This is a genomic window from Claveliimonas sp., assembly GCF_037273965.1.
GTDB classification, from domain to species: Bacteria; Bacillota; Clostridia; order Lachnospirales; family Lachnospiraceae; genus Claveliimonas; species Claveliimonas bilis.
In genome coordinates, this window is the sequence record NZ_JAYAZJ010000084.1 from 1 (window position 1) to 18,975 (window position 18,975).

Below are 18,975 nucleotides of genomic sequence, written 5' to 3' on the forward strand. Positions count from 1 at the left end.
CTCTTCCGATCTGGCATATTGAAAAGGGGTGGGAGGTGAATTGACGGAAACACAGGAAATCTGATACAATAACTGGCAGAATATTTTAGATAAAAAGTGCAGGGAGAGCAAATGTTTGGATATATAAGAATTTATGAGCCGGAGCTCAAAATGAAGGACTTCAGAAGATATAAAGCATATTACTGCGGACTGTGTCAGGAACTGAAAAAGAAATATGGAGCTATGGGGCAGATGACGCTTACATATGATATGACTTTTGTGCTGATCTTTTTGCATTCCCTGTATGAGAGTCCGAATATTCAGGAAGAGCATCGCTGTAAAGTACATCCGGTCAAAAGGCAGAGAATGCTTTTGAATGAAATGACAGGATACTGTGCAGATATGAATATTTTGATGTCTTACTATCATTTGAAAGACGATTGGGAAGATGACAGAAAGAAAAAAAGTCTGATTGGAACAAAACTGCTGCAGTCCAAAAAGGAAAAACTCTCTCATATTTATGAGAGACAGAGCCGTGTCTTTGAAAAAGAATTGAAAGAACTTTCAGCCCTGGAAAGAGAGAGCAGCGCTGATATTGACAGAACGGCAGGATGTTTCGGCCGTATGATGGGAGAGATGCTGGCTGTCCGGGAAGATGTATGGGCAGAAACATTGAGGAGAATGGGATTTTATTTGGGGAAATTTATTTATATCATGGATGCCTATGAGGATTTGGAGGAGGATCAAAGGGCCGGCAGATACAACCCGTTGAAACAACTTTCAGAAAAGGAAGATTATGAGGAGAGGATGAGGGACATCCTGTGTATGATGATGGGCGAGTGCAGTGCGGAATTTGAAAAACTTCCTTGTTTATTAGATATAGACATTTTAAGAAATATTTTGTATGATGGAGTATGGAATCGTTATCGAAGTATACAAGAGAAAGAAAAAGAAACCGATAGAAGAGAGGACGAAAAAAACAATGACGAAAAATCCATATGATGTTCTGGGGGTTTCTCCCAATGCATCTGATGATGAGGTAAAAAGAGCTTACAGGGATTTGAGCAGAAAGTACCATCCGGATGCCAATGTAGACAATCCGCTGGCAGATCTTGCGGAAGAAAAGTTCAAGGAAATACAGGAAGCATACGATGAGATTATGCGCCAGAGGTCAACAGGCGGAGGACAGACATCCAATTCTTATAATTATGGAAGATATCAGCAGCAGTCATCCGGCGATCAGGATGTGGAGATGCAGGCGGTCATTAATTTTATCAATAACAGGAGATATCAGGAAGCGCTGAATCTTTTGAATCGTATGCCAAACCGGACTTCTATGTGGTATTATGCAAGCGCCTTTGCCAATGCAGGACTTGGAAATAATATTGTCGCAAGAGATCATGCGGCTCAGGCAGTCAATATGGAACCGAATAATGTACAGTACAGGCAGCTTTTGAATCAGATCGAATTTAACAGCCGAAGGTATCAGAGTAATCCTTACGGCGGATATGGAATGGGAGGAGGAAGCTGCGGAACAGGAAATATGTGCTGCGATCTTTGTATTGCAGACCAGTGCTGCGAATGTATGGGAGGAGACCTTTGTCAATGCATGTAAAGACGAAGATGATGGCGTTTGGGGGACTGCTGCTTGCGTTATGTGTTCTTTGCATGGCGCTGGGCAGTGTGTTTGAAACAGGGACACTGTTTTTTCTGGCAGCAGGATCCTATTTTGTCGGAATTGTGATCCGTGAGATGGGCATGAAAATGGGAGTTGCCTTTTATCTGGCGGCAGTGCTGCTGGGAGTGATTTTGGCGCCGAATAAATTTTATGTGCTTACTTTTGCCGCCATGGGATTTTATATTACTGCGGTGGAAGGGATGTGGAGACTTCTTGCAAAAGGCCCGGGAAAAGTTCAAAGAAGAGGGATTTTTTTTGGAATGAAATTTGTTTTGTTTAATCTAATGTACATTCCTCTTGTGGTATTTTTTCAGGAGATTTTGTTTTCACAGAAGCTATCCGGAGGGATGGCGGCAGCAGTGCTGATTGGAGGTCAGATCCTGCTGTGGATATATGACAATGCGTATGAGTATTTTCAGGGACATGTATGGCCCGGATTCAGAGGCAGACTTTTTAAAATAAAAGATTAGAAAAGGCAGATGGAAGAGTATAATTTCCTCTATTTTACAGATACTACCGTTATCTACAAAAAGCAAGATAAATGGAAAGAATGTAAAATGGAGGAAATTTTATTATGAAGGCAACGGGGATTGTAAGGCGGATCGATGATCTGGGACGGGTGGTCATTCCAAAAGAGATCAGGAGGACCTTGAGAATCCGGGAAGGAGATCCGCTGGAAATATTTACTGACCGGGAAGGAGAGATTATCTTGAAAAAGTATTCTCCCATCGGGGAACTGTCGGCGTTTGCCGCACAGTATGCAGACAGTCTGGCGCAGACCTCAGAGAGGCTGGTCTGTATCTGCGATATGGATCAGATAGTGGCGGCTTCCGGAAGCGGGAAAAAAGATTTTCAGGAGAAATTCATTACCAAAGCACTGGAAAAGGCGCTGGAAGGGCGCCGTGATATCTTTGCGTCGCAGGGAGATAAAGGATTTATAAAAATTACGGAGGAACACAGCGGATACAGCCAGGAAGTAATTTCTCCCATTCTTGCCGAGGGAGATGTCATTGGAGGCGTGATCCTTTTAGAGGCAGACGACAGAAAAAAAATGAACGATACAGAAATGAAACTGGCCGCCTGTGGTGCGGGATTTCTGGGCCGTCAGATGGAGCAGTAAAAAAATCCATATCCTACTCATAAACGCCCCGGTCTTTTCATATCAATTAGATAGGAAATGACTGGACAAGGAGAAAAGGATATGGATAGGAAGATGGGGAAAGAAACAAAAATATTGTGGGTGTTAAAGGCACTTTTGATTTCGTACATTGTAACAGGAGTGCTCCTTGTGGGGCTGGCCTTTTTGCTGTATAAGCTTGATCTGGGGGAGCAGGCAGTATCGGCAGGCATTGTTGCTATCTACATTGCAGCGACTCTGGTAGGAGGGATCGTGATCGGAAAAACAGCCAAAGTAAGGCGGTTTGTATGGGGGCTGGCAATAGGAATCCTGTATTTTCTGCTCCTTGTATTCATTACTTTGGGAGTGTACAGAAGCCTTGACGGCAGCGGAATACACATGGTGACAACCTTTCTTCTGTGCGCGGGAGGAGGCATGATCGGGGGAATGATTTCCTAAAAAAGTGCTTCCAAAAAGCAGGGGCATGTGCTATAATAGCATAAGTTAAAGTAAGAGAAGGAGGCTGCAAGGATGAAACACATAAAAACATTAAACACACAGACCTTAAACAATACAATGAAAAAAGGTGGATGTGGGGAATGTCAGACATCCTGTCAATCCGCTTGTAAAACTTCCTGCACAGTAGGAAATCAGACATGCGAACAGAAGAAATAGGAATCTGATGAACAGAAAAGATCAATAATAAGGTAATTTTTGTATCGTATAGGAACCCAGGTTCCTATACGATACATTTTGTGCTTTTTTAGAGGAATTTTAGCGACAGAAAGGGGTACGAAAGGTGATACATCAGTACCGTAACAATGGATATAATATTGTCCTGGATGTGTACAGCGGAGCCGTTCATCTTGTGGACGATCTGTGTTACCGGATGCTGGAGCTTTTGCAGGAAGGAAAAGAAGATCCTACCATCGAAAGTCTGGAACAGCCGGAGACAAAAGAAATGCTCCTTGAGCGAATGCAGGATACATATAAAAAGGAAGATATAGAAGATGCGCTGGATGACATTAAAGAGCTTACCCGGGAAGGACGGCTTTTTACAGAGGATGTCTATGAGTCTTATGTGGGGGAAGTGAAGAAGAGAAAGACGGTTGTCAAAGCACTCTGTCTTCATATTGCCCATGACTGTAATCTTGCCTGTAAATACTGCTTTGCGGAAGAAGGAGAATATCATGGCCGAAGGGCGCTGATGAGCTATGAAGTGGGCCGCAAAGCGCTGGATTTTCTAATACGAAATTCCGGCAGCAGGAGGAACCTGGAAGTGGATTTCTTTGGCGGAGAGCCACTGATGAACTGGCAGGTAGTGAAAGATCTGGTGGCATACGGCAGGGAACAGGAAAAGATCCATGATAAACATTTCCGCTTTACTGTAACAACCAACGGTGTGCTCCTGAATGATGAGATACAGGAGTTTATCAATAAAGAGATGGACAATGTGGTGCTGAGCCTGGACGGAAGAAAGGAAATTAACGATCAGATGAGACCTTTCCGGAACGGCAAGGGAAGCTATGACCTGATCGTGCCGAAGTTCCAGAAACTTGCTGAGAGCAGAAACCAGGAGAAATATTATATCAGAGGAACTTTTACAAGAAATAATCTGGATTTTTCCAATGATATTCTTCACTTTGCAGATCTTGGCTTTAAACAGATGTCTATCGAGCCGGTAGTGGGAGAGGAATCTGATCCCTATGCGATCCGCGAAGAGGATATCCCGAAGATCTGTGAGGAATATGATAAGCTTGCTAAAATAATGATAGAAAGAGAGAAGGAAGGAAAGGGCTTTCATTTTTTCCATTTTATGATCGATCTGGAAGGAGGTCCCTGCATTTCCAAACGTTTGTCCGGCTGCGGGTCCGGGACGGAATATCTGGCAGTGACTCCCTGGGGAGATTTGTACCCCTGTCATCAATTTGTTGGAAAAGAAGAATTTTTGATGGGCAATGTGGATGAAGGCATCACAAAGCCGGAGATTGCCGAGGAATTTCGCGGATGCAGCGTCTACTCCAAGGAAAAATGCAAAGATTGTTTTGCAAAATTTTACTGCAGCGGCGGCTGCATGGCTAACTCTTATAATTTCCATGGAACCATCCATGATGCTTATGATATCGGCTGTGAAATGCAGAGGAAGCGTGTGGAATGCGCGATTATGATGAAGGCGGCAATGGCGCAAATAGAAGAAGAAGGAGTGTAGGCGATGAACAAGAAGAAGGGCATAATAAGCCTGATCGTAACAGCAGCGCTGCTGGTGCTTCTTGCCTTTACCTGTTTCAAAGGCTTTGGCGAGCTGGGAACAGGGGCAACCAGAAATATTACATTGGGCCTGGACCTGGCCGGAGGTGTCAGTATTACTTACCAGGTAAAAGACGAGAATCCTACCAGCGAGGAAATGAGCGATACGATCTACAAGCTGCAGCGGCGTGTAGAACAGTACAGTACGGAGGCCAGTGTCTATCAGGAAGGCGATGACCGGATCAATATTGAAATTCCAGGCGTAACTGACGCAAATACGATCCTGGATGAACTCGGTAAGCCGGGTTCTCTGGAATTTCAGACAATGGATGGGGAGACGGTTATCACAGGATCAGATGTAGAAACGGCTTCTGTCCAGTCCGGGCAGAACAGTACAACCGGAGCCACTGAGTATTCGGTAGAACTGGATCTGACCGAAGAAGGAACGGATAAATTTGCAGAAGCTACCAGTGCCAATGTAGGAAGCCAGATTGCAATTATTTATGACGGGGAAACGATCAGTGCGCCGACAGTACAGCAGGCAATCACTGGAGGACAGGCTTATATTACAGGAAACTTTACTTATGAAGAAGCAGAAAATCTCGCCTCTACTATCCGTATCGGAGGGCTGCAGCTTGAGCTGGAAGAGCTGCGTTCCAATGTGGTGGGAGCACAGCTTGGAGAACAGGCGATCAGTACAAGTCTGATGGCCGGAGCGATCGGTCTTGGTCTTGTATTCCTTTTTATGTGCTTTGTATATCTTTTGCCGGGACTTGCTTCCAGCCTTGCGCTTCTGATTTATACAGGGCTTGTTCTGGTAATTTTAAATGCATTTAATGTGACCCTTACTCTGCCCGGAATTGCAGGTATCATCCTGAGTATCGGTATGGCGGTGGATGCCAATGTCATCATTTTTGCACGTGTAAAAGAAGAGATGACAAAAGGCAAGAGTGTACGAAACGCATTGAAAGCCGGATTCCACAAGGCGATGTCAGCTATTGTGGATGGAAACGTGACAACTTTAATCGCGGCAGTCGTATTGTGGTTCCTTGGAAGCGGAAGCGTAAAAGGATTTGCACAGACTCTGGGAATCGGTATTGTTGTTTCCATGTTTACAGCGCTCGTCATTACAAGAATGATCGTCTTCGCATTTTATGCGGTAGGACTTAAAAATGAAAAACTTTACTACCGTCCGAGAAAAGAAAGAGAACCCATTAATTTTGTGGGGAAGAAAGCGATATTTTTTACAATCTCTCTTGTAGTTATTATTGCAGGTGCCGCATATATGGGTATCAATTCCGCCAGAGGAAATGGAGCCATGGCTTATAGCCTGGAGTTTGAGGGCGGTACTTCAACCAATGTGACATTTAATGAAGACTATACGATCGATGAGATCGACTCCCAGATTGTTCCGGTTGTGGAAGAAGTAACGGGAGACAAAAACGTACAGACACAGAAGGTTGCAGATACCAATCAGGTTATCATCAAGACTGTAACACTGGATCTGGATACACGTGAGGAATTGAATCAGGCCCTTGTAGATCAGTTCCAGGTAGACGAAAGTAAGATCACATCAGAAAACATCAGTTCCACTGTCAGCAGCGAGATGCGGCAAGACGCAGTGGTTGCGGTGATCGTGGCGACGGTATTTATGCTGCTTTACATCTGGTTCCGGTTTAAAGATATCCGGTTTGCCACCAGTGCGGTTCTGGCGCTCCTGCATGACGTTCTGGTTGTTATTGTGTTCTATGCAGCAGCGAGAATATCTGTCGGAAATACCTTTATTGCCTGCCTTCTGACAATTTTCGGATACTCGATCAATGCGACTATTGTCATTTTTGACCGTATCCGCGAGGAGCTTAAGCTGCAGACAAAAACGACAGATCTTGCATATCTGGTCAATAAGAGTATCACACAGACACTTACCAGAAGTATTTATACTTCTTTGACTACTTTCATGACAATTGCAGTGCTGTATGTGCTTGGTGTCAGCTCCATCAAGGAGTTTGCACTGCCGTTGATGGTTGGTATCGTATGCGGGGCTTATTCTTCCGTATGTATCACAGGGGCTCTGTGGTATGTAATGAAAACGAAGATCGGCGGAAAGAAGGCGGAAGAAGCGAAGGCCGGAAAGAAAGGAAAAAAGAAAAAATAGAACAGAAGAAGGGGGGTGCAGTTTCGGCGCACTCCTCTTTTGCATAGTAAGGAAGAAAAAAGATGGAGCGTTGGGTTTTACTTAGAAAGGGAGCAGATTTTAAAAGTATCAGCAGAAAATTCCATATCAGTCCCTATCTGGCAGTACTTGTAAGAAATCGGGGAATTATCGGAGATCAGGCAATACAGGATTATCTCTATGGAACGATTGCCGATCTGTATGATGGGATGCTGATGAAAGATATGGACAAAGCGGTAGAGATTCTTTTGGAAAAGATCCGGGAGGGAGCCAGAATCCGTATCATCGGGGATTATGATATTGATGGAGTAAATGCGACTTATATATTGATGGAAGGCCTGCGGGGACTTGGGGCAGTAGTAGACATTGATATTCCGGACCGCATGACGGATGGTTACGGGATCAATCAAAATCTCATTGACCGGGCAAAAGAAGCCGGGGCAGACACGATCATAACCTGTGACAATGGAATTGCAGCAGCGGAGGAGATTGCCTATGGAAAGAGCCTTGGGATGACCATTGTTGTGACAGATCATCACGAGATTCCCTACCGGGAGGAAAATGGGGAGAGAAAGTATGTCCTTCCTCCGGCTGATGCAGTGGTGGACCCTAAGAGAGCGGACTGCCTCTATCCCTTCAAGGGGCTGTGCGGAGCGGCCGTTGCCTATAAACTGATGGAAGCTTTGTATGAAGCTTCGGGGAAAGATTCGGCAGATATCGATTATCTGATGGAAGAAGTGGCGATTGCAACAGTGGGAGATGTGATGGATCTTACAGGGGAGAATCGGGTCTTTGTCAGGCAGGGACTGGAAATGCTGCAGTCTACCTCTAATCTGGGACTGAAAGCTCTTATGGAATGTACAAAGATCGATCCTGCCAGAATCAGCAGCTATCATATCGGCTTTGTCATGGGGCCCTGCATGAATGCAAGTGGAAGGCTGGATACGGCCAAAAGAGCGCTGGAGCTTCTGGATGCCGGAACAAAGGCGGAAGCGGATATTCTGGCAGGAGATCTGAAAGCGTTGAATGACAGCAGGAAAGATATGACAGAGGACGCAGTAAAGCAGGCCATGGAACTGGTAGAACAAACAGCAGCAGGGCGGGACAAAGTACTTGTCCTTTATCTGCCAAAGTGCCATGAAAGTCTGGCCGGGATTGTGGCGGGGCGTATCAGGGAATATTATTATAAGCCGGTTTTTGTACTGACAGATTCAGGAGAGGAAGTAAAAGGTTCCGGACGTTCCATCGAAGCCTATCATATGTATGAAGAGCTGAATAAGTGCAGCGCTCTTCTGACGCGGTTCGGAGGTCATAAACTGGCAGCAGGACTGTCTCTTCCAAGAAAAAATGTAGAGCGGTTCCGTCAGGGAATCAATGCAGTCTGTACTTTGAAAGAGGAGGACATGCAGGAAAAGGTATCCATTGATATGGAGCTTCCTTTCGCACAGGTGACAGAAGAGTTTATAAAGGAACTGGAGCTGTTGGAGCCTTTTGGAAAAGGGAATCCGAAACCGGTTTTTGCGCAAAGACAAGTGGAAGTTCTCGCAGCTCGTCTGATCGGAAAGAAGAGAAACATGCTGCGGATGCAGGTGAGGGACAGCTATGGTACTTCTATGGAGGCAGTATATTTTGGAGATGCTTCGGCTTACTTGGATGAAGTGGAACGGCATTATGGAGCGGAAGTAAAGAAGAATTTTTTTGCCGGGGCCTGTCAGAGGATACGTATGTCCGTTACTTATTATCCGGGTATCAATGAATATATGGGAGAGAAGAGGGTACAGATTACGCTGACCCATTATCAGATCACGTAAGGCTTACTCTTGCCAATAAAGGGGAATTAATGCTATACTAAAATATAGTGTTAACTTCGGAAATATATGATAGGAGGGCTTGACAATGAAGCCGATAGAAGAATATGTAACAAGTATTCCGGATTTTCCGGAAGAGGGGATTATTTTCAGAGATGTGACCAGTGTGCTGCAAGATGCGGACGGGCTGCACCTTGCAGTGGATCTGATGCAGGAGAAACTGGAAGGGATAGATTTTGACGTTGTTGTAGGACCAGAGTCCAGAGGCTTTATTTTCGGAGTCCCCATTGCTTATAATCTGAGAAAACCGTTTATTCCGGTTCGTAAAAAAGGAAAGCTTCCAAGAGAGACAGTTTCCATTGAATACGAGTTGGAATATGGAACGGCATCTATTGAAATGCACCGTGACTCTATAAAGCCGGGAGAAAAGGTTGTGATCATCGACGACCTGATGGCCACCGGAGGAACGACAGAAGCAATCGTGAAGCTGGTGGAAGGCCTTGGAGGAGAGGTAGTAAAGATAGTATTTCTTATGGAACTGGCTGGACTGAAAGGCCGGGACAGGCTGGGTGATTATGATCTGGACTCTGTCATTATTTATCCGGGTAAATAAGAATTGTTTGTAGAGTGTGAAAGAAAAGGAAGAGAAAGGAGGGAATTGATATGGCGGGGATCACGACATATGAATCTGACAGCCGTAACCGGATAGCGCCGGAATCCATTATGGAAAATCAGATGCTGGGACTGGAGATCGTTGACGGACATGCAGTAAAAGCACCTGCTGATTACCAGGATCCGGATGAGCTTTATCGAATGCTGATCGGACGGATACGCAAATATCATCCTTCTACAGATGTGTCTATGGTGGAAAAGGCATATCGGATTGCGAAGAATGCTCATGAGGGACAGTGCAGGAAATCTGGTGAGCCATATATCATTCATCCTCTGTGGGTTGCGATCATCCTTGCAGATCTGGAGATGGACAAGGAGACGATTGTGGCAGGGATGCTCCATGATGTGGTGGAAGATACTGTCATGACGGAAGAAGGGATCAAGGAAGAATTTGGAGAAGAGGTGGCTCTTCTTGTTGACGGTGTGACGAAGTTGGGACAGCTGTCCTATTCATCGGATAAACTGGAAGTTCAGGCGGAAAATTTAAGAAAAATGTTCCTGGCTATGGCAAAGGATATCCGTGTCATCATCATAAAATTGGCAGACAGGCTGCATAATATGCGGACACTGCAGTTTATGCGTCCGGAGAAGCAGAAAGAAAAGGCAAAAGAGACTATGGACATCTATGCTCCGATCGCACAGAGACTTGGTATTTCCAAGATCAAGACGGAGCTGGATGACCTTGCGCTGAAATATTCGCAGCCGGAAGTCTTCTATGACCTTGTGGATCAGATCAACGCCCGCAAAACAGAGCGGGAAGAGTTTGTGCAGCAGATTGTAGAGGAAGTGTCGCAGCACATTAAAAATGCAGGCATCAAAGCTGAGATCAATGGAAGAGTAAAGCATTTTTTCAGTATCTATAAAAAGATGGTCAACCAGGATAAGACGGTGGATCAGATCTATGACCTTTTCGCGGTGCGCATTATTGTAGATTCCGTTAAGGACTGCTATGCGGCTCTTGGCGTGATCCATGAGATGTATACGCCCATACCGGGAAGGTTTAAGGATTATATCGCCATGCCTAAGGCAAATATGTATCAGTCCCTCCATACGACATTGATGAGTTCTGTGGGACAGCCCTTTGAAATACAGATCCGTACCCAGGAGATGCATAAAACAGCGGAATATGGTATTGCCGCTCATTGGAAATACAAGGAATCAAACGACGGAAAGAAGAATGTCAAGGCCCAGGAAGAAGAAAAGCTGAACTGGTTAAGACAGATTCTGGAATGGCAGAAAGATATGTCTGATAATCGAGAGTTCTTAAGTATGCTCAAAGGAGATCTGGATCTCTTTGCAGAAGATGTATACTGCTTTACTCCAAACGGGGATGTAAAGAGCCTGCCCAACGGATCGACGCCGGTGGATTTTGCCTATGCCATCCACAGCGCGGTGGGAAATAAGATGGTAGGCGCCAGGGTCAACGGGAAGCTGGTAAATATTGATTATAAGATTCAAAACGGAGACCGTATTGAAATTCTGACTTCTCAGAACTCCAGAGGACCAAGCAGAGACTGGCTCAATATTGTCAAAAGTACCCAGGCGAAGAATAAGATCAACCAGTGGTTCAAAAAAGAGTTTAAAGAAGAGAATATTATCCGCGGAAAAGAGATGGTGGCCGCTTACTGCAAGGCAAAAACCATTACTTTAAGCGATATCATGAAACCGAAATACCAGGAAGTTGTGCAGAAAAAGTACGGATTTCGGGATTGGGATTCGGTTCTTGCTGCCATCGGCCACGGAGGTTTGAAAGAAGGGCAGGTTGTAAACCGTCTTGTAGAGGAATATGGAAAAGAACATAAGCAGGAGATTACAGACGAGGTTGTTCTTGAAAAAGTGGCAGAGGCTGCGAAAAACAAAGTGCATATTGCCAAATCAAAGAGCGGAATCGTAGTAAAAGGAATTGACGATATGGCAGTGCGTTTTTCCAGATGCTGCAATCCGGTTCCGGGAGACGAGATTGTTGGCTTTGTGACCCGGGGAAGGGGGCTTTCCATTCACCGGACGGATTGTGTCAACATGCTTCATCTTACAGAAGCAGAAAGAGCCCGGCTCATCGATGCAGAGTGGGAGAGCGATGTGGCAGAGAAAACCGGCGGCCAGTATTTGGCGGAAATTAAAATGTATGCTCATGACAGACAGGGACTTTTGATGGAAATGTCTAAAATTTTTACAGAGTGCAAAATAGATGTAAAATCTATGAATGTACGGACCAGCAAACAGGGAACGGCGACTATTGAGGCCGGATTTATCGTCCATGGACGGGAGGAGCTATCTTTGGTTGTGAAAAAATTAAGACAGCTGGAAGGCGTTATAGACATTGAGCGTGCAGTGGGATAGAAAATAAGATATGAGGTGAAAACAGCATGAAGATAGAAAAATTTGTCACGGGAATTATCAGTACTAATTGCTATGTCGTTTCCAATGAAGAGACAAAAGAGGCCGTCATTGTCGACCCGGCTGCATGCCCGCCTTCCATCCTCAATTATATAAAAGAGGAAGAACTGAAAGTAACGGCCATTTTACTGACGCATGGCCATTTTGATCATACGATGGGAATAGGAGGCTTTCTTGAAAAGTTTCCTGTGCCGGTTTATGTGCATGAGAAGGAAGAAGACACCCTGAAGGATCCGGCGCTGAACCTCTCCGGGATTTATACAGCAGGATTCACTTTTTCCGATGTTACCTATATCAGGGACAATCAGGTGTTATTCCTTGCCGGATATGACTTCCTTGTACTCCATACGCCGGGCCATACACCTGGAGGAGTATGTTATTATGTGGAAAAAGAAAAAGTGCTGTTCAGCGGAGATACTCTGTTTCAGGGCTCTGTGGGAAGAACCGACTTCCCCAACAGCAGCATGTCAGATTTAGTTCGCGGGATCCGGGAGAAGATTTTCACTTTGCCGGACGATGTGAAAGTGTATCCGGGACATATGGGCGAGACTATGATCGGTTACGAAAGAGAACATAATCCGTTTGTTTAACGCAACTTGGGACGTAACAAACTTTAAAAGTGTTACGTCCCAAACTGCGTTAATCCCTGGGTAAAATTGCGAAATACCCCGGGTAAAACTGCGAAGGTGAAAGAAAGGCTGTAAATATTATGATTTTTTTGAGCTGTAAGGAAGATTTATATGCATACAATGCCTACCACCTGGTGAAGGCTTTTTTTCCGGAGGAGGAAGTGCATCAGACAGTGGATCAGGGGCTTGGGGAGACGCTCCGCATGAAGTTTCCGGATGGGCAGATTCTGACGGTTGAGGAGTGTGAGCTGTCTGGAATCGAGGATCGGAAGCAGAGAAAATATATGGTGGATGTGAAGCTCTACAAAGCCTGCCAAAGCTATACGAAGCGGGAACTGGCCTGGGGTATCCTGACAGGGGTGCGCCCTACAAAGCTTGCCATGCAGAAGCTGGAGGAAGGCATGGATGAGGAGGCATTTGTGGACTGGTTTACAAAAGACTCTTTTGTGACGCCCCAAAAGGCCAGACTTGCTTATGAGATTGCCGGACGCGAAAAACAGATCTTAAGCGGCCTGGACTGCCGGGATGGTTACAGCCTTTATGTAGGTATTCCTTTTTGCCCTTCGGTATGCAGCTACTGTTCCTTCAGTTCCGGCTCTGTCGATGCGTGGAAAGATCATATAGAAGCTTATGTGGATGCCCTGTTGAAGGAGCTGTCCTACATTGGGGAGAGGGCAAAAGAAAAAAATAAGAAACTGAACACGATCTATATTGGAGGAGGAACGCCGACTACTTTAAGCGAGGAGCAGCTGGACCGCCTGCTCACTCACATTGACCGGACGTTTTCACGGGAATTCCTCCTGGAATACACGGTGGAAGCCGGCCGGCCGGACAGTATTACGGAAGGGAAATTAAAGGTTTTAAGGCAGCATGAAATTACACGAATTTCCATCAATCCCCAGACGATGCAGCAAAAAACTCTGGATCTGATCGGGCGGAAACATACGGTGGAGGACATCCGGGAGACATACGCTCTTGCAAGAGAGATGGGATTCGATAATATCAATATGGATCTGATCGCAGGGCTTCCCGGGGAGCGGGCGGAAGATATGAAAAATACGCTGTCCCAAATCTGTGAAATGGCCCCGGACAGCTTGACTGTCCATGCTCTTGCCATTAAGCGGGCGGCAAAAATGGGTCAGGAAAAGACAACTACGGGAACCATCGCTTCTTTGGAACATGCGCCGGTGAAAATGGGTGAGGAACTTCCCAAAATGATCGAGGAAGCTTATGAAGCTGCCGCAAAGATGGATCTTGTGCCCTATTATTTGTACCGTCAGAAAAATATTGCCGGTAATTTTGAAAATGTTGGCTATGCAAAGGTTGACAAAGCGGGAATATACAATATACTTATTATGGAAGAAAAGCAGTCGATTATTGCAGCCGGAGCAGGCGCTTCTACAAAGATTCTTCTGGATGAGCCGATTATTGTTCCGGGAAGCAGGAATCAGAGAAAGACTACATTGATGCGGGTGGAAAATGTAAAAAATATCAAGGATTACATTGGACGTATTGATGAAATGATAGAACGAAAAGGAGAATGGCTATGGCGCTGAAGAAAAAACCGGTCACGGGAATGAAAGATATCCTTCCCAGAGAAATGGAAATCAGAGATTACGTGATCCAGATGATCAAAGACACCTATAAAACCTACGGATTCATGTCTATGGAAACTCCCTGCGTGGAGCACATTGAAAATCTGTGCAGCAAACAGGGCGGAGACAATGAAAAACTTATTTTCAAAATTTTGAAACGCGGGGAAAAGCTGAAAATTGCCGAGGCAACAGAGGAAGCGGATGTGGTGGACGGAGGTCTGCGCTATGATCTGACTGTGCCTCTTGCAAGATATTACTCCAATCATTCTAATGATCTGCCGTCTCCTTTTAAAGCGCTGCAGATCGGAAATGTATGGCGGGCGGACCGTCCGCAGAAAGGACGTTTCCGTCAGTTTATTCAGTGTGACATCGATATTCTTGGAGAGCCGGGCAACCTGGCAGAGATCGAACTGATCCTTGCCACTACAGCGATGCTTGGAAAAATGGGCTTCCGGAATTTTACCGTATGCATCAATGACCGCAATATCCTCAAAGCCATGGCCGCTTACAGCGGATTCGCGGAAAAGGACTTTGATGATGTATTTATCATTCTGGATAAGATGGACAAGATCGGTCCGGAAGCTGTGGCAGAAGAGCTGATGGAACTTGGATATGCAAAAGAAAATGTAGATACTTATCTTAAACTCTTTGAAGAGACTCCTGAAGATGCAGGCGGTATCCGTTTCCTGAAGGAAAAGCTGGGAGATTTCCTCAAAGCAGAGACAGCAGACAGCATGGAAATGATCATGTCCAGCGTCGAGGCTGCAAAAGAAGCTGATTTTAAGATAAAATTCACTCCGACTATGGTGCGGGGACAGTCCTACTATACAGGAACGATTTTTGAAGTTGTGATGGACGACTTCGGCGGTTCCGTTGCCGGAGGAGGACGCTATGATAAGATGATCGGGAAGTTTACCGGCCAGGATACGCCGGCCTGCGGATTTTCAATCGGTTTTGAGAGAATTGTTATGCTTCTTCTGGAAAACGGATATGAAGTGCCCAGAAAAGGCGAGAAAAAGGCTTATCTTATGGAAAAAAACATGCCGAAAGAAGGCGTGCTGAAAGTACTGGGACTTGCCAAGAAGGACAGAGAAGAAGGAAAACAGGTTCTGGTAGCGAATATGAAGAAAAATAAAAAATTTCAAAAGGAACAGCTTATGGGAGACGGATATGAGACGATCATAGATTGTTATGCAGATTCCGTGGACAAGCTGTAACAGGAGGAGAGAGAAACAATGGCAGAATCAATGCAGGGTTTAAAAAGAACCCACCGTTGTGGGGAACTGTCTGCAGCACAGATCGGTGAGAAAGTTACCGTGATGGGATGGGTGCAGAAGAACAGAAATAAAGGGGGACTGGTCTTTGTTGATGTGCGGGATCGTTCCGGAATCATTCAGGCTGTTTTTGAAGAAGGAAAAACAGAGGCGGCGCTTTTGGAAAAGGCTGCAAAGCTTCGTGCAGAATATGTAGTGGCAATTGTGGGAACAGTAGAGAAACGCTCCGGCGCTGTCAATGAAAATATTTCCACCGGAGAGATTGAGATCATCCCGGAAGAACTGCGTATTTTATCAGAAGCGGAAACACCTCCGTTTCAGGTAGAAGAAAATTCCAAAACAAAGGAAGAAGTGCGCTTGAAATACCGCTATCTGGACCTTAGAAGACCGGATATGCAGAGGAACCTGCTTATGAGAAGCCAGGTGGCTACACTGACAAGACAGTTTCTGGCAGAGGAAGGTTTTCTGGAGATAGAGACGCCTGTTCTTGTGGGAAGCACGCCGGAAGGAGCCAGGGATTATCTTGTGCCGAGCCGTATCCATCATGGACATTTTTATGCGCTTCCACAGTCTCCGCAGCTTTTTAAGCAGCTTTTGATGTGCTCCGGATGCGACCGCTATTTCCAACTTGCAAAATGTTTCCGTGATGAAGATCTGCGTGCGGATCGCCAGCCGGAATTTACCCAGATCGACATGGAGCTTTCCTTTGTGGATGTGGATGATGTGATCGATGTCAATGAGAGGCTTCTGAAGAAACTTTTCCATGAAGTGCTGGGTGTGGAGGTGTCTCTTCCAATCCCGCGGATGACCTGGCAGGAGGCTATGGACCGCTTCGGTTCCGATAAGCCGGATATCCGTTTTGGTATGGAGCTTCATGATGTGACAGAAGTTGTCAAAGACTGTGAGTTTGTTGTATTTAAAGGGGCTATTGAAAACGGCGGAACTGTCCGGGGAATCAACGCCAAAGGGCAGGGTGCAATGCCGAGAAAGAAAATTGACAAGCTGGTGGATTTTGCAAAAGATTTCGGTGCAAAAGGCCTTGCTTATATTGCTATCCAGGAGGATGGAACGGTAAAATCCTCTTTTGCGAAATTTATGAAAGAAGAAGAAATGACAGCCCTTATTCAGGCAATGGAGGGAGAGAACGGAGACCTTCTTTTGTTTGCAGCTGATAAAAATAAAGTTGTCTGGGATGTTCTTGGAAATCTCCGACTTGAGCTGGCGCGCCAGATGGAACTGCTGGATAAAAACGAGTATAAATTTATCTGGATCACAGAATTTCCGCTTCTTGAGTGGAGTGAAGAGCAGAACCGTTATACGGCAATGCACCATCCATTTACAATGCCTATGGAAGAAGATCTGCAGTATATTGATACAGATCCGGGAAGAGTCCGTGCAAAGGCTTATGACATTGTTCTGAACGGAAACGAGATCGGCGGAGGAAGCGTCCGTATCTTTAATCAGGAAATACAGAGCAAAATGTTCGAGGTGCTGGGCTTTACGCCCGAACAGGCCAAGGAGCAGTTCGGATTCCTTTTGAATGCGTTTAAATACGGAGTGCCGCCTCATGCAGGACTGGCATATGGTCTGGACCGTCTTGTCATGCTGATGGCAAAAGAGGACAGTATCCGTGATGTGATCGCCTTCCCTAAGGTGAAAGATGCATCAGATCTTATGACAGAAGCGCCTACGCCGGTAGACCAAAAACAGCTGGATGAACTGGGACTTCAGATTGTAAGAGAAGAAAAGAAAGAAATCCAGGAATAGAAGCCTGTTTTGGCAGGCGCCGAATAGAAAACGGCGTCTGCCAGGACTGTAAAAAGCAGGGAAAAAATAAATAAAAAAGTTTGAAAAAAGTGTTGACAAACAAAACATCATATAGTATATTATTTATTGTTCTGATGAACACGAACTACAAGATATGCGACAGTGGCTCAGTTGGTAGAGTACGACCTTGCCAAGGTCGGGGTCGCGGGTTCGAGCCCCGTCTGTCGCTCTGAAGAATAGCTATTGAAATGATTGTCTGGTGAGATAATGATTTTGATAGCTATTTTGCATTATTAAAAAAATACAACTTTTTTCGTATCTTCTCATAATGAATAATCGCTAATGCGTCGGTGGTAGGAAAGCGGACAAGAAAGTAATCAACTTTTGCACAAACTTGAATTACTTCAAATCAAAGAGAGAATTTTCATAATCCTTTACATAGTATCGTATATTTTTACGACCTTTTTGAATAATAGTATGTCCTTCTGCTTCTAATTTCTCTTTCTGTGCTTCAATACCATTTGGATATTTAGCATTTAGTTCTCCGTTTGCTTTCAATGTTCTCCAATAAGGTGTTTCATCTTCTAAACGCTGATAACTCGCCCATGCAACAATAGAAACAAAAATTCCTGCTGTAATTGGCTCTGTAAAATCAGCACCACTCAATTTTGCAAAGTATTTCCGTATTTCTCCAACGGTAATTATTTTACCATACGGAATTTTTTTCATTACTTTGTCATAGTCGATTGGTGGTGCAAAATACATTTTATTTCCACCATATTTTTCAATGCTTTTCTTGTCTGTAATGATTTGAAATTTTGGCATATCCTTATTATCGTGCAGCATAGCATTAAAATCTTTTCTATTTTCGTTTGCCATTTTGCCACCTCCCACTTTAAGGATAGACTGTTTGTTATTCCTATGCAATGAGGCTGTTTGAAAAAATAGATAATTTATCTGTACCAACATTATATCACGCTCTTCTAAGCGTTGCCATTCTGTTTCGCTGCATAGAAAAAGACACTCTGTTTCAAGTGCCGTTCTTCCATAATTTTGTATAACTTTCTATTGAATAGAGGAAAATTTATTTATAGTAAGCTAAGTTGCAGACCGGACGTTGAGGTAATCAAAAAGGGGTTCCAGATAAGCTCTGTCTGTCCAGTCACAGCTTTTACCATCCGCTTCCAGGAAAGCTTCCATCCATGGTTCCAATGTCTCTGGTTTGCTTTTCTGAAGCGATTTTTTTAACATTCTGCACAGAGTTCTGTCCTTAAAGCTCATGACAGATTCATCGTATGCTCCCCGCCCATAAAACATGGTGACAGAAAAGGAGAGATCCTTTAAATTTTGCTTTTTAAGTTCTTCAAATGTTTTGGGATAAAAAGGACTTGCGCCGACGGCAAAGATAACCACATTTTTATCCGAAAGAAAACGCTGGTTCCGCCGGATATCTTTTATAACGGATATCCCTCCTGCATATATGCCGCCTGCCGCAATAATAAAATCATAATGCTCCGCCTGATGAAAAGGAAAATTTCCTATTTCGAAGACGTCACAGGCCAGTTCCTCTTTTAACATATCAGCATACTTTTTGGTTGAACCATATTTAGAACGATACAATACTAAAATTCTGCTCATA

17 protein-coding genes and 1 tRNA gene are annotated in these 18,975 nt (G+C 44.7%); 16 read left to right on the plus strand and 2 right to left on the minus strand.

Translation table 11 applies throughout. From position 1 onward, the window contains the following. Positions 1–111 precede the first annotated feature (111 nt). The 16 genes from WJ238_RS07765 to WJ238_RS07840 all read left to right on the plus strand — a co-directional run bounded on the left by WJ238_RS07765 (position 112) and on the right by WJ238_RS07840 (position 17,565). Positions 112–981, plus strand: a complete 870-nt coding sequence (locus WJ238_RS07765) for a DUF5685 family protein (protein WP_316268602.1) — start codon at positions 112–114, stop codon at positions 979–981. Further along, positions 962–1,594 carry a DnaJ domain-containing protein gene (locus tag WJ238_RS07770; protein WP_337606616.1) on the plus strand — a complete coding sequence of 211 codons (633 nt, stop codon included), beginning with the start codon at positions 962–964 and terminating at the stop codon, positions 1,592–1,594. The genes WJ238_RS07765 and WJ238_RS07770 overlap by 20 nt, the downstream gene beginning before the upstream one ends. Further along, the gene (locus tag WJ238_RS07775; RefSeq protein WP_230106517.1) at positions 1,585–2,127 is read left to right on the plus strand and encodes a hypothetical protein; all 543 of its coding nucleotides are present in this window, start codon (positions 1,585–1,587) and stop codon (positions 2,125–2,127) included. The genes WJ238_RS07770 and WJ238_RS07775 overlap by 10 nt, the downstream gene beginning before the upstream one ends. A gap of 104 nt (positions 2,128–2,231) precedes the next feature. Further along, complete coding sequence (gene spoVT / locus WJ238_RS07780; RefSeq protein ID WP_256196149.1) at positions 2,232–2,777, plus strand: stage V sporulation protein T; 546 nt, start codon at positions 2,232–2,234, stop codon at positions 2,775–2,777. 81 nt (positions 2,778–2,858) lie between these two features. Beyond that, the gene (locus WJ238_RS07785) at positions 2,859–3,233 is read left to right on the plus strand and encodes a TIGR04086 family membrane protein (protein ID WP_256196147.1); all 375 of its coding nucleotides are present in this window, start codon (positions 2,859–2,861) and stop codon (positions 3,231–3,233) included. 72 nt (positions 3,234–3,305) lie between these two features. Continuing rightward, the gene (gene scfA, locus WJ238_RS07790; protein WP_008976445.1) at positions 3,306–3,449 is read left to right on the plus strand and encodes a six-cysteine ranthipeptide SCIFF; all 144 of its coding nucleotides are present in this window, start codon (positions 3,306–3,308) and stop codon (positions 3,447–3,449) included. Between the two features lie 124 nt (positions 3,450–3,573). Further along, positions 3,574–4,983 carry a thioether cross-link-forming SCIFF peptide maturase gene (scfB, locus tag WJ238_RS07795; protein WP_337606617.1) on the plus strand — a complete coding sequence of 470 codons (1,410 nt, stop codon included), beginning with the start codon at positions 3,574–3,576 and terminating at the stop codon, positions 4,981–4,983. 3 nt (positions 4,984–4,986) lie between these two features. Next, positions 4,987–7,176, plus strand: a complete 2,190-nt coding sequence (gene secD, locus WJ238_RS07800; RefSeq protein WP_230106513.1) for a protein translocase subunit SecD — start codon at positions 4,987–4,989, stop codon at positions 7,174–7,176. A gap of 62 nt (positions 7,177–7,238) precedes the next feature. Beyond that, positions 7,239–9,005 carry a single-stranded-DNA-specific exonuclease RecJ gene (recJ, locus tag WJ238_RS07805; protein WP_337606619.1) on the plus strand — a complete coding sequence of 589 codons (1,767 nt, stop codon included), beginning with the start codon at positions 7,239–7,241 and terminating at the stop codon, positions 9,003–9,005. Between the two features lie 85 nt (positions 9,006–9,090). Beyond that, positions 9,091–9,615 (plus strand): adenine phosphoribosyltransferase, encoded by a 525-nt coding sequence (locus tag WJ238_RS07810; RefSeq protein WP_316266771.1) that lies wholly within the window; start codon positions 9,091–9,093, stop codon positions 9,613–9,615. 50 nt (positions 9,616–9,665) lie between these two features. After that, positions 9,666–12,014, plus strand: a complete 2,349-nt coding sequence (locus WJ238_RS07815; protein WP_337606621.1) for a RelA/SpoT family protein — start codon at positions 9,666–9,668, stop codon at positions 12,012–12,014. A gap of 26 nt (positions 12,015–12,040) precedes the next feature. After that, complete coding sequence (locus tag WJ238_RS07820; protein WP_316268612.1) at positions 12,041–12,661, plus strand: MBL fold metallo-hydrolase; 621 nt, start codon at positions 12,041–12,043, stop codon at positions 12,659–12,661. Between the two features lie 119 nt (positions 12,662–12,780). Then, entirely contained in the window at positions 12,781–14,256 is a 1,476-nt protein-coding gene (gene hemZ, locus WJ238_RS07825; RefSeq protein ID WP_316268613.1) for a coproporphyrinogen dehydrogenase HemZ, read from the plus strand. Further along, positions 14,241–15,512 (plus strand): histidine--tRNA ligase, encoded by a 1,272-nt coding sequence (gene hisS, locus WJ238_RS07830; protein ID WP_256195351.1) that lies wholly within the window; start codon positions 14,241–14,243, stop codon positions 15,510–15,512. The genes hemZ and hisS overlap by 16 nt, the downstream gene beginning before the upstream one ends. An 18-nt stretch (positions 15,513–15,530) precedes the next feature. After that, the gene (gene aspS / locus WJ238_RS07835; RefSeq protein ID WP_316270654.1) at positions 15,531–17,336 is read left to right on the plus strand and encodes an aspartate--tRNA ligase; all 1,806 of its coding nucleotides are present in this window, start codon (positions 15,531–15,533) and stop codon (positions 17,334–17,336) included. Between the two features lie 156 nt (positions 17,337–17,492). Beyond that, a tRNA-Gly gene (locus tag WJ238_RS07840) sits at positions 17,493–17,565 on the plus strand. Positions 17,566–17,735: 170 nt separating this feature from the next. On the opposite strand, the gene WJ238_RS07845 is transcribed toward WJ238_RS07840, so the two are convergent. Both WJ238_RS07845 and WJ238_RS07850 read right to left on the minus strand, forming a co-directional pair. Continuing rightward, positions 17,736–18,215, minus strand: a complete 480-nt coding sequence (locus WJ238_RS07845; RefSeq protein ID WP_337606622.1) for an MGMT family protein — start codon at positions 18,213–18,215, stop codon at positions 17,736–17,738. A 219-nt stretch (positions 18,216–18,434) separates the two neighbouring features. After that, the gene (locus WJ238_RS07850) at positions 18,435–18,974 is read right to left on the minus strand and encodes a flavodoxin domain-containing protein (RefSeq protein ID WP_337606623.1); all 540 of its coding nucleotides are present in this window, start codon (positions 18,972–18,974) and stop codon (positions 18,435–18,437) included. Between the last annotated feature and the right edge of the window lies 1 nt (position 18,975).